The sequence below is a fragment of the Sulfurovum sp. bin170 genome, assembly GCF_010892395.1.
GTDB lineage: Bacteria > Campylobacterota > Campylobacteria > Campylobacterales > Sulfurovaceae > UBA1140.
In genome coordinates, this window is the sequence record NZ_JAACKB010000066.1 from 1 (window position 1) to 11,070 (window position 11,070).

Annotated in this window: 11 protein-coding genes; 7 read left to right on the plus strand and 4 right to left on the minus strand. The window is 36.2% G+C overall.

What is annotated here, in order from left to right; genetic code table 11:
- Nucleotides 1-223 precede the first annotated feature (223 nt).
- On the plus strand, nucleotides 224-637 hold the full coding sequence (locus tag GSY74_RS01455) for a helix-hairpin-helix domain-containing protein (protein ID WP_164663341.1): 414 nt from the start codon (nucleotides 224-226) through the stop codon (nucleotides 635-637).
- A gap of 26 nt (nucleotides 638-663) precedes the next feature.
- On the opposite strand, the gene ung is transcribed toward GSY74_RS01455, so the two are convergent.
- The gene (gene ung / locus GSY74_RS01460) at nucleotides 664-1,344 is read right to left on the minus strand and encodes a uracil-DNA glycosylase (RefSeq protein WP_164663342.1); all 681 of its coding nucleotides are present in this window, start codon (nucleotides 1,342-1,344) and stop codon (nucleotides 664-666) included.
- A 226-nt stretch (nucleotides 1,345-1,570) separates the two neighbouring features.
- Here ung and GSY74_RS01465 point away from each other — a divergent pair, with 226 nt between their 5' ends.
- The 4 genes from GSY74_RS01465 to GSY74_RS01480 all read left to right on the plus strand — a co-directional run bounded on the left by GSY74_RS01465 (nucleotide 1,571) and on the right by GSY74_RS01480 (nucleotide 5,711).
- Entirely contained in the window at nucleotides 1,571-1,789 is a 219-nt protein-coding gene (locus GSY74_RS01465) for a cold-shock protein (RefSeq protein WP_164663343.1), read from the plus strand.
- Between the two features lie 138 nt (nucleotides 1,790-1,927).
- The gene (locus tag GSY74_RS01470) at nucleotides 1,928-2,791 is read left to right on the plus strand and encodes a polyprenyl synthetase family protein (protein WP_164663344.1); all 864 of its coding nucleotides are present in this window, start codon (nucleotides 1,928-1,930) and stop codon (nucleotides 2,789-2,791) included.
- Nucleotides 2,792-2,850: 59 nt separating this feature from the next.
- Nucleotides 2,851-4,833 (plus strand): transketolase, encoded by a 1,983-nt coding sequence (gene tkt / locus GSY74_RS01475; protein ID WP_164663345.1) that lies wholly within the window; start codon nucleotides 2,851-2,853, stop codon nucleotides 4,831-4,833.
- A gap of 68 nt (nucleotides 4,834-4,901) precedes the next feature.
- Entirely contained in the window at nucleotides 4,902-5,711 is an 810-nt protein-coding gene (locus GSY74_RS01480; RefSeq protein ID WP_164663346.1) for a peptidylprolyl isomerase, read from the plus strand.
- A 91-nt stretch (nucleotides 5,712-5,802) separates the two neighbouring features.
- Here GSY74_RS01480 and GSY74_RS01485 read toward each other — a convergent pair whose 3' ends face one another.
- On the minus strand, nucleotides 5,803-6,645 hold the full coding sequence (locus GSY74_RS01485; RefSeq protein WP_164663347.1) for an MBL fold metallo-hydrolase: 843 nt from the start codon (nucleotides 6,643-6,645) through the stop codon (nucleotides 5,803-5,805).
- 212 nt (nucleotides 6,646-6,857) lie between these two features.
- Between GSY74_RS01485 and GSY74_RS01490 the strand changes: the two genes are divergently transcribed.
- A complete protein-coding gene (locus GSY74_RS01490) occupies nucleotides 6,858-8,018 on the plus strand; it encodes an N-acetylmuramidase family protein (protein WP_223157425.1) in 1,161 nt (386 codons plus the stop codon).
- A gap of 256 nt (nucleotides 8,019-8,274) precedes the next feature.
- Here GSY74_RS01490 and GSY74_RS01495 read toward each other — a convergent pair whose 3' ends face one another.
- Nucleotides 8,275-9,606, minus strand: coding sequence for an MFS transporter (locus GSY74_RS01495; RefSeq protein WP_164663348.1), 1,332 nt, complete (start codon nucleotides 9,604-9,606; stop codon nucleotides 8,275-8,277).
- A 59-nt stretch (nucleotides 9,607-9,665) separates the two neighbouring features.
- On the opposite strand from GSY74_RS01495, the gene GSY74_RS01500 reads away from it, so the two are divergent.
- The gene (locus GSY74_RS01500) at nucleotides 9,666-10,259 is read left to right on the plus strand and encodes a non-canonical purine NTP pyrophosphatase (RefSeq protein ID WP_164663349.1); all 594 of its coding nucleotides are present in this window, start codon (nucleotides 9,666-9,668) and stop codon (nucleotides 10,257-10,259) included.
- Here the strand turns inward: GSY74_RS01500 and GSY74_RS01505 are convergent.
- On the minus strand, nucleotides 10,234-10,914 hold the full coding sequence (locus GSY74_RS01505) for a DUF6348 family protein (RefSeq protein WP_164663350.1): 681 nt from the start codon (nucleotides 10,912-10,914) through the stop codon (nucleotides 10,234-10,236). The two genes, GSY74_RS01500 and GSY74_RS01505, sit on opposite strands and share 26 nt — an antisense overlap.
- Between the last annotated feature and the right edge of the window lie 156 nt (nucleotides 10,915-11,070).

An 11,070-nucleotide genomic window follows, 5' to 3' on the forward strand; every position in this document is an offset into this window, starting at 1 on the left:
AGAGTTACCCCATTTTTTTAATGGTACGGTCATCGGTTATCCTTTTAAATGTAGTATATACATAATGATACACAAATATCTATTTATTGTCAATGTTGTTATGAAAAGATTAAAAGAACTACACATCTAATATAATTTTTTTACTCTATTATCCTCTCTTTTAAATGATTATTAAAGTTACTTTTATATACTTCTATTTCAACAAATTATTTAAAGGAATTTTATGAAAAAAATTTTATTGTTTATGGCTTTGAGTGTCTCGTTTCTCTTCTCTGCTATAAATTTACAAACAGCATCAAAAGATGAATTAATCTGTATCAAGGGTATTGGTGATAAGAAAGCTGAGGCTATCATTAAATATAGAAAATCAAATAAGCTAAAGTCTGCTGATGACCTTATAAATATTAAAGGTTTTGGTAAAGGTTTGATTGCTAAAGTTAAAAGTGGTGAGAAGACTGTTAAATGTGGTGGTAAGAAGAGTAAAAAAGCTCCTGCTAAGAAAAAAGATTCCAAGAAAGAGACTTCTATAAAAAAGAGTGATTCTAAAAAGTCTGATGAGAAAAAAGAGTCTAAAACTTCTGAATCTAAAAAAACAGAAAAGAAGAGCGAAGACCAAAAATCTTCTGACAAAGAGTAGGGTCGGTAACACCGACCACCAAATCATCATAATTGCCAATCTATAGGCTCTTTACCCATAGATTGCAGATACTGGTTTGTCCTAGAAAAAGGTTTACTTCCAAAAAAACCTCGATATGCTGAGAGTGGTGATGGATGTGGGCTTTTTATAATAAGATGTCTGCTACTATCTATAGATAGACCTTTTTTATGTGCATAACTTCCCCAAAGTATAAAGACCACACCTTGACACTCTCTATTGATAACTTCTATGATTTTGTCTGTAAATATCTCCCAACCTCTGCCTTGATGTGCATTTGATTTTCCTGCCTCTACTGTGAGAACAGCATTTATAAGTAGTACTCCTTGTTCTGCCCACGGTTGTAGGTATCCTGTGTGACTGTTATTGACTCCTATATCATCATATAGCTCTCTGTTGATATTCTGTAGAGATTTTGGTAAGGGTTTTACTTTTGGAAGTACAGAGAAGCATAGTCCATGTGCGTGACCTATGGTTGGGTATGGGTCTTGTCCTAAGATTACAACTTTGACTCTGTTTAGAGGAGTTGAGTTTAGGGCATTGAACCATAGTGAACCTTTTGGTAAAATCTGTTTTCCTTGCTCTTTTTCATGAATCAAAAAGTTTTTGAGTTCTATCATATAAGGTTGCTGAAACTCATTTTGTAGAGCTTCTAACCACGACTTTTCCAAATTAATATTCTCTTTCATATATAACCTTAGATAGTGATTATAATCGTCACTATATTTTTTTAATGTGAAGTTATACTATATTTTTGCTAAAGAGTATAGAAATTGCCTATTATTTTAATAAAATCTAGCTATAATGCTTGCAGATGAAAGATGAGTGTGGAAATATATTTCTTCTCTATTTTGATTCGACTTTACTTAAAGATTGATTTCTTTGGGAAGTTATATATTTACAAAAGGTACGACAATGGCAGAATTAGTTAATGGAACTGTGAAATGGTTTAACGATGAAAAAGGTTATGGATTTATTGAGCAAGCAAGTGGAGGGGCTGATGTGTTTGTACACTTCAGACAAGTAAACAACCCAAGTGGTGGTCGTGTTTCTCTAGCTGATGGTCAAGCTGTAACATTTGAAATCGGTGAAGGTCAAAAAGGTCCACAAGCTGAAAATGTAACTGCAGTTTAATCTGTTTTTTTAAAGGGTGAAATCTTTTCACCCTTCTATCCTCTCTATCCTACTCTAAAAATTAACAACATTTTTTAACTTTATGGCATAATTTAGTCTATTATGGATATAATGTCGCCAAAAAATGGACGACTATATATGCAAAGATTTGAAGCTTATCTCAAAGCAAATTTACCTAGTGTAGAGAGCTTTCACCCACACTATAATGATGCCTTGGCAACTATGCTGTTGGCAGGTGGTAAACGCTTCCGTCCTTTGTTGCTTCTATCTGTGGTGGAGGCATATCAACCTCTATTGTATGACGGGGCGTTGGCTCCTGCTTTAGCAATAGAGTTTCTGCATACATACTCATTGATTCATGATGACTTACCTGCGATGGATGATGCACCTCTGCGTCGTGGATTTGAGACTCTTCATATCAGATATGATGAGGCTACGGCTATTTTGGTGGGTGATGCACTCAATACAGAGGCTTTTTATCATATCTCAAAAGCTCCTCTTCGAGATGATGTCAAGATTCGGCTTGTGGAACTTTTGGCTCGTGATGGTGGTACTTATGGGATGGTTCTTGGGCAGTCTATTGATTTGTATTTTGAGAACCGACCATTGAGTATAGATGAGGTAAAATTTTTACATACTAATAAAACAGCAAAACTGATTGCGACCTCTCTTTTGATGGGTGCTGTTATAGTTGGTTTGGAGAAAAAACAGCAAGATGAGCTTTATAATTTCGGTATAGATTTGGGTCTTCTGTTTCAGATTCAGGATGATATTATAGATGAGACTCATAGTGAAGAGGAAGCTGGTAAGACTACAGGGAATGATGGAGATAAGAACTCTTTTATCAACCTAATAGGGTTAGAGGGGAGTATTGTAGAGGCTAACCGTATGGCAGAGGATTTGGAAGTTAGGTTCAGCTTTTTTGATAAACCTCTTCAAAAGGCTCTTAATCCAATCGTGGATAAGTATCTCTATAGACATAGAAACAGTGTGGTTTTGTAGGGGTAGACCCATGTGTCTACCCTCCCTCTGTTAGATAATTTAATCAAAGGAAAGAAAAAATGGTAATGAGTGAACAGAATATTATGCGAAAAAAAATGGCTAATACGATTCGATTTTTAGCAGCAGATATGGTACAAGAGGCAAACTCTGGACACCCTGGAATGCCAATGGGAATGGCAGATATTGCAGTTGTATTGAGTGAACACCTAAAACACAACCCAAAAAATCCAAAGTGGTTAAATAGAGATAGATTAGTATTTTCTGGTGGTCATGGCTCATCACTTATCTACTCACTACTTCATCTTTGGGGTTATGACCTTTCACTAGATGATTTGAAAGATTTTAGACAGCTAGACTCCAAAACCCCTGGGCATCCCGAGTATGGTCATACTGATGGTATTGAGATTACAACTGGTCCTTTGGGGCAGGGTATTGCCAATGCTGTTGGTTTTGCGATGGCTGCAAAGTATACAGGCAATCAAGTAAATTCTGAGACTTGTGAGCTTATCGACCATAAAGTATACTGTTTATGTGGTGATGGTGACCTACAAGAGGGTATCTCATATGAAGCTTGTTCTGTTGCAGGTCATTTGGGGCTTGACAATATGGTACTTATATATGATAGCAATGAGATTACAATTGAGGGTAGCACTAGTATCTCTTGGAGTGAGGATGTGGGTGCTAGATTTGAGGCACAGGGTTGGGATGTCAAAAAGATTAATGGTCACTGCTATGATGATATAGATAAAGCTCTAAACGAAGTCAAGAGTGCAATAAAACCTACCATTATTATAGCCAATACTATTATTGGAAAAGGTGCGTGTGAGTTAGAGGGGTCTGCCTCTACACATGGCTCTCCATTGGGAGATGATATTATTTCAGAATCTAAAACAAAAGAGGGATTCCCTGCTGATAAGAAGTTCTATATTCCTGAAGATGTTCTTGTGAGATTTAGATGTGCTATTGAGAGTGGTGACCTATATGAGAAAGAGTGGATTCATAGACACAAAGAGGCTCCACTTATTGAGCAGAACAAAGCGATGGAGAGACTACTGAATCCTGATTTTTCAGCTATTGAGTTCCCTGATTTTTCTGATACTGGAGCTATGGCTACTAGAGACTCTAATGGTAAGATTTTGAATGCTATTGCAAGAGCGATTCCATCATTTGTGGGTGGTTCTGCTGATTTGGCTCCATCAAACAAGACAAACTTGGCTGATATGGGAGATTTTCCAAAAGGGCGAAATATGCACTTTGGTATTCGTGAACACTCTATGGCTGCGATTACCAATGCTATGGCTCTTTATGGTACAGTTATCCCATTTAGTGGAACATTTTTTGTCTTCTCTGATTATCAAAAACCAGCGGTAAGAGTTGCCGCACTGACAAGCATCCAAAACTTTTTTATCTGGACACATGATAGTATCGGTGTTGGCGAAGATGGCTCAACTCATGAGCCTGTTGAGCATCTTAGCCAATTTAGAGCGTTGCCAAACTTCTTCGTTTGGAGACCTGCTGATGCTACAGAGAATGTGGAGGCGTGGAGAACAGCACTAGAGATGAATGCACCTCATGGTTTTGTTCTCTCTCGACAGAAGCTTAAAACTCTTAAACCAAAGAGAGATTTTGGTGAAGTATCAAATGGTGCTTATATAGTAAAAGAGCGAAAAGATGCAAACTTTACACTAATGGCGAGTGGAAGTGAGCTTATGCTTTGCCTTCAATCAGCTTGTCACTTAGAGATTCTTGGTATCAGAGCCAATGTTGTCTCTGTTCCATGTCTTGACCTATTTAATGAGCAAGATGCAGAGTATAGAGCAAGAGTTGTAGACAGAGATACAAAAGTATTGGCTGTTGAAGCAGCGACAGCAACAGAGTATTATAGATATGCTGATGATGTGTTGGGAATGGAGAGTTTTGGTGCTTCAGCTCCTGCTGAGTTGCTGTTTGAGAAGTTTGGATTTACGATTGAAGGAGTAATGAGACGAGCTTGTGCTTTAATGGATGTCGAATATAGAGCTGTGGATTTAGGTATATGTTAATCGGTTAACGATTTGTTTACTTTTCTCAAATATAATTAAAAAAATAAAATAATTACTAAAGGATAAAAATGATTAAAAATACAATTAAATTGGCACTTACTTCACTAGCGTTTGTTACTGTTTGTAGTGCAGACTATGGAACTGTAAATGGTGAGAAGATAACAAAAGATGAAGTTATGCAGGTTATGGGACCACAAGGTATCGAGTTTGATACTCTTGATAAGGGTATGAAAGATAGAGTAGTTGGTATGATTGTTGATAGAAAACTACTCTCTCAAGAGGCTGGAAAAGCTGGTCTTGATACGACAGACTCTTATAAAACTAAGTTAGAGTTATTGAAAAAAGATTTGATTTTGACTGTATGGATGGAGCAAGAGGCAAAGAAGATAGAAGATTCTACTAAAGAGAGTGACCTCAAAGCATTCTATGATAAAAATAGTGACAAATTTAAAACTCCTGCGGAGCTAAAAGCTAGTCATATCTTGGTAGAAAAAGAGGATAATGCTACAGCTATTATCAAAATTTTAAATGATTCAAATGATACAAAAGCAGAGTTTATTAAACTTGCAAAAGAGAAGTCAACAGGACCTAGTGGTAAAAGTGGCGGGGATCTTGGTTGGTTCTCTTTAGATAAAATGGTTCCTGAGTTCTCTGCTGCGGCTGATAAGTTGAAAAAAGGAAATTTTACAAAAGAGCCTGTCAAGACTCAATTTGGTTTCCATATCATCTATCTTGATGATAGAAAAGATGCTGGTGTACAGAAGTTTGACGATGTAAAAGAGCAGATAAAAGGCAATTTAAACAAAGAGAAGTTTAATAAGCTTATTGAGAGTACTATTGAGAAGTTAAAGAAAGATGCTAAGATTGAGTTGAAATAGTGTACGAACTGTAGGGTGTCAATTTATTGCACCACAAATTTGGTGCAATAAATTGCACCCTACGATTGAAATGCATAGGTTCTTACACAGTTTAAGCAAATTGAACGACAACTCTTTTTTTATAATTATCATCTCTTCTATGTCTATTTCTTCGGTTCCTTTTTCTAATATTTCTCTTAGGAGCTTTTATACTGTTTATATGGTTTCGTGTCTCTTCAATAGTATCTCTTCCCATTTTAGTACCTCGTGATGATATGATATACTCCCATGATAGATTCTCTATTTTGTAAATAGTCTTTTTTAACTCTACTAGAGAGTAGTGGTTCTCTATTTTAGATTTTTGACTGTTATAGATATAATTTCCTACAAAAATTATCCCTCTTTTTGGTATAAATACAACAAGATGTTGACTATCTCCATCTTCAAACTTTTTAATCTCTAAGGTTATTTCTCCTATAGAGATTTTGCTATGGGAGTTTTGATATATATCTAATGGCATGAATTGGGTATTTATAAAGGCATCTTTTGAAATCTTTGTAGATAGATTAGGTACTCTTTTCTCTTTTAAAAGTATTTCATAGGATTTGGGTCCAATAAGTGTTGCTCCTTGCTCTTTGTAAAATTTATTGCCCAATATTTTTGTCTCATGAGCTGATGTATTGATAACATACTTAATAGGTAGAGCCTCTCTCTTTTGCATGATACGGTAAGCTTGTTCGGCATAACTATATGTGGGACCACTATCTATAACTATATAGCCATCCTTGCTCTCTACATAGCAGGTGTTGCTAACTCGCCCACCATTTTTCATATTTGCTTTTTCATTTAAACCAAAAAAACATGATACGCCCTCTGTGATAGTATACGCTCTAAGATTGTAATCAAAACTAAAACTGTAAATAGTTAGTAGTAGTACTGTAACAAAAAATCTCATTCTATTCCCCCTTTTGAGTTTTTTCACTGAAATGATAATATAAGAGTTGGTAGTAAAAGTGAAATATATGATATTTTATTCTATTATAGTTGGTTGGCTTGTGTTTTAAGTTAAAGTGAGTTACTTATTTAGTCTTAAAGTTTAAGAAAGCTTATATTTACTTTCTTTTAAAAAAATGGTATGATAAACACATTCCATAAATAAAGGGGACAATGATGTATCTGATTACGGATTTTTTAAAAGAGGGCAAAGATAAAAAGATAGCTATAAAACAGCTACAGGCACTACTGGTTTTTTTGGGTGATAGTATATCTGTTGATGGAGATTTCGGACCTATGACCACTAGAGCTGTAAAGAGCTTTCAAGAGAAGCACTCTCTGAGTGTAGATGGCAAGATAGGTGAACAGAGTTGGATTAAACTTTATAAGTTATCTAAAGATTATGCAGAGAGTTTGAATTCTGATGATGAAATTATAGAAGATATATCTATAGATTCAGAAGATTCTACTCTGATACGATGGTTGAGTGTCATCCTCTATCTGATAGACAATAGAGCAGAGATCTCCTCTAGTTTTAGTAAAGATTTGGAAGCTACTGTTTTGGAGTTTCAGGCTCAAAAAGGTTGTGAAGAGAGTGGATGTGTGGATTCTGGAGTTTGGGATAGAGTTTTTGAGGATGGTAGGGCAGAGATAGATGGTATATACTCTCTTCTGCTGACCAATGAGTATATAGATGAGAAGTCTATAGAGAATGGTTTAGCTCCTGCTGCTGTCAAGGCTGTGATAAAGGTTGAGTCGAGTGGTAGAGGATTTTACCAAGACAAGAGACCTACTATACTTTTTGAGGGGCATAAGTTTTGGGGTCAACTCAAATCCAAGGGTTTTGAGCCAAAGGAGTTGGTAGAGGGCAATGAGAATATTCTCTATCCATACTGGACTAAAAAGTACTATAGTCGTAGCTCTGCAAAAGAGTATAGTAGATTAGATAGAGCGATAGCCATTGATGAGGAGTCAGCACTCAAATCAGCGTCTTGGGGGATGTTTCAGATAATGGGCTTTAACCATAAGTCAGCTGGTTTTGATACAGTTTATGAGTTTGTGGAGTATATAAAGGTTAGTGAGGCAAATCAGCTTGAGGCGTTTTTTACTTTTTTGAAAAAAGGTGGATGTTTCAGACATTTGGAGAGTAAAGATTGGGAAAAATTTGCTAGATGTTATAATGGAAGTGGATTTAAAAAGAATGGCTATGACTCTAAACTTGAAAAAGCCTACTTCAAATCTAAAGATATTGGAGGAGATGAGAAGATTATGGATGAGATTGCAACTCTCTATGCGAATGAGCTTAGAGAGGCGTTTACTGTTTATGAGAAATAATATTTAGATTGGTTGAATAAGATACAGTAAAAAACAGGAAGAGCTATTAGTGGTTATATTTTTGAAAAAAATATGCTAAATGTTGATATATCGGGCTTTTCTTCACAATTAGAACACATAAGAGAGGTATACTTTGGACATGAGAGAGACAGTTTTTTCTTCCTATTTTATTGCCTCTTCTCATAAAATGTCTATAGCTTTTACCTAATATTATTTTTTGCCAAAGTCGATTAGACACGGTAAAAGCTGACTTTTTTTAACTTAATAGTCCTCTAACTTCATCCTCATCTATCATATCTTTTTCATACTTTACAACAGCGATATTTTCAGTCTCATTAATATAAGTCTCAGATATAGCCTCATGCTCTGTTAGTGCTGAAATTTTTTCTCTATCAAATATATCAAGAGGCAAGTAGACATTTCCACGATTGTTTGGACTTGGCATTGTTGCTACCCAGATAAACCAACCAACGGCGATTATCATGACTACTATTGAGAGCGTAGCTCTGTCGTAGTGTTGTATTATCCAACCAGCTAAAAGACCACCTATTGTAATGCCGATGTATCCAAATGTATTGGCAACTCCAATGGCAGCACCTTTTTGGTGGACTTTTGCAAACTTGCTAACAAAACTCTGTATAAGTGGTTCAAACATCATAAATCCTATCATAAATAGAGAGACACCAATGGAGAAAACTAGAGCTGAGTTTGCAAATCCCATAGCCATAAAACCAAAAAATATAGATACTACAGATATCATAAAGACCTGTTTACCTTTTCCGTACTTCTCCCCAAATATAGCAGAAGGAGCCATTGCAAAGATACCAAGAACTATCGCAGGAAGATAGACCTTCCAAAGCTCTACTTTTTCCCAACCAAAACCACCATCAGCTATAGCTTGTGTCATGATTATAGGAATGGTAACAAATGCCATAGTCATAGTAGATGAGTGAAAGAGAAAAGTAATGTACATTCGTGTTAATGCTTTATCTTTAAATACATCAATAAACTTCGACTCTTTTTCACTATAAGAGTGAACAATAGTTGGAGGTTTGGGTACTGCTGTAAATAGAATAGCTATTGCCATTACTGATAAAATTGCTGTTATCCAAAATAGTGTACTTATACCCCAGTTACCACTTACCACAGGAGCAATAATCATGGCAGCCGAAAAACTCATAGCGATAACTCCACCCATGATTGCCATAGCGTGAGCTCTCTGCTCCTCTTTGACAAGGTCAGCTATCATCGCTGTGACCACAGAGCCAATCGCCCCAGCACCTTGCAAGAATCGACCCACCAGTAGCATATAGATATTGTCACTCATCGCACATATGATGGAACCCAAGATAAAAATCATCAGACCTATAAAAAGGGTCTTTTTTCTTCCTATTTTATCACTTAGTTTTCCAAAAGGGACTTGGAAAATCGCTTGGGTAAAGGCATATCCACTCATTGCAGCACCTGCTAAAAAGGGAGTCGCTCCCTCCAATTCGAGTGCGTAGACGGAGAGGACAGGGAGGACGATAAATAGTCCGAAAAATCTCAATCCTATAATAGAACTGAGGGGTAGTATCTGTTTAAACATTGTAATACCTTTAATTGGATAAAATTTGTCCTATTATATGGAAAAAAGGTTAAAAAGTTATGAAAATTGTATTAGCAACAGGAAATAAGGGAAAATTAAGAGAATTTAGAGAGATGTTTAGATGTGAGGTTACACCATTTTCTGAACTTCTTGGAGAGATAGATATTGTTGAAGATTCTGATAGCTTTAAAGGTAATGCTCTGATAAAAGCAAAAACTATTTATGAGAAGCTTGGAGAGGAGTATATAGTTATATCTGATGATAGTGGTATCTCTGTACCTCTACTTGGTGGCGAACCAGATATATACTCTGCAAGGTATGCAGGAGAGGGGGCTAGTGATAGAGATAATCTTCTGAAATTGGTTGAAAATATTAAAGCTAAAGGGGTAGATAGAACAACTGCTTATTATACTGCTTGTATTGCCATAGTTTCAAAATATGGTGAATATACAGTGCATGGTTGGATGCATGGGGATGTGATAACAGAGCCTAGAGGAGAGGGAGGTTTTGGATATGACCCAATGTTTGTTCCAGATGGGTATGCGTTGACACTTGGAGAGATTGATAATGAGGTGAAAAAGGGGATTTCTCACCGTGGTAAAGCTTTGAGATTGGCTAAACCTATTATTAAGTTGTTGGGTTCAACTTCATAATCAAAACAAAGTTACGAACCGTATAGTAACTATCTATATTTTTCCAATCAAGAGCAGAGATAGCTTTCTCTAAAACAGGAGACTCTTCGTTATTAATTAGGGCTTCTGTAATCTGCTTTCCGTCACCAATATTAGTCTGCACTGCCCTTACAGCATAAATATCTTTATCTAAAGGCATAGATTTTATCATTTTCTCAATCTCGGCAAACATACTATCCGTCACTATCTCCTCTATAGGTTGCTCACCTCTATAGCCATAATTGCTAATTATAACTTGCCAACTATTCCCATTGATTTCCCATATATCACTGCCTACACCATTTTCAACTTTTTTAGCTTTATCCCAAAATGCCATAATGAGAGTGTGTAGGATATTAACCTCAAACTGTTCAAAACAGTCAGCAATCGCCTCTTCAACAGTTGAGGAGTGTCCCACAAAAGACTCTACAAAACTCTGATTGGGTAGCAAGATATGAATATCTACTTGCACAACAACAGAGTTCTCAAATTGTTCCATCTCAAACGCTTGTGCCACAATCCCAGGGAAGATACCATCTACAAAATAGTAGTCCTCTACCTGCTCTAGCTTCATATCAAACTGATCTAAAATCTCTAACAGTTGCTCATTTATATCTATATTTAACAGTTTACTCATATTAGTACCTTGTATAGATTTCTTGCAAAACTCTTTTGGAGTCGGAGGCTTTAGCCCAATGCCAATGAATTAAAGATTTAGACAAGGGAGTCCCTTGTCTCTACTGTTTTGAAATTGAAATATTGTAGGGACAATGGCACTGCCTTGTCCTAATAA

What these genes read in the sequence shown, in the direction of transcription:
- GSY74_RS01455 (WP_164663341.1), top strand. Translation starts at nt 224, where the DNA reads ATGAAAAAAATTTTATTGTTTATGGCTTTGAGTGTCTCGTTTCTCTTC.
- ung (WP_164663342.1), bottom strand. Translation starts at nt 1,344, where the DNA reads ATGAAAGAGAATATTAATTTGGAAAAGTCGTGGTTAGAAGCTCTACAA.
- GSY74_RS01465 (WP_164663343.1), top strand. Translation starts at nt 1,571, where the DNA reads ATGGCAGAATTAGTTAATGGAACTGTGAAATGGTTTAACGATGAAAAA.
- GSY74_RS01470 (WP_164663344.1), top strand. Translation starts at nt 1,928, where the DNA reads ATGCAAAGATTTGAAGCTTATCTCAAAGCAAATTTACCTAGTGTAGAG.
- tkt (WP_164663345.1), top strand. Translation starts at nt 2,851, where the DNA reads ATGGTAATGAGTGAACAGAATATTATGCGAAAAAAAATGGCTAATACG.
- GSY74_RS01480 (WP_164663346.1), top strand. Translation starts at nt 4,902, where the DNA reads ATGATTAAAAATACAATTAAATTGGCACTTACTTCACTAGCGTTTGTT.
- GSY74_RS01485 (WP_164663347.1), bottom strand. Translation starts at nt 6,645, where the DNA reads ATGAGATTTTTTGTTACAGTACTACTACTAACTATTTACAGTTTTAGT.
- GSY74_RS01490 (WP_223157425.1), top strand. Translation starts at nt 6,858, where the DNA reads ATGATGTATCTGATTACGGATTTTTTAAAAGAGGGCAAAGATAAAAAG.
- GSY74_RS01495 (WP_164663348.1), bottom strand. Translation starts at nt 9,606, where the DNA reads ATGTTTAAACAGATACTACCCCTCAGTTCTATTATAGGATTGAGATTT.
- GSY74_RS01500 (WP_164663349.1), top strand. Translation starts at nt 9,666, where the DNA reads ATGAAAATTGTATTAGCAACAGGAAATAAGGGAAAATTAAGAGAATTT.
- GSY74_RS01505 (WP_164663350.1), bottom strand. Translation starts at nt 10,914, where the DNA reads ATGAGTAAACTGTTAAATATAGATATAAATGAGCAACTGTTAGAGATT.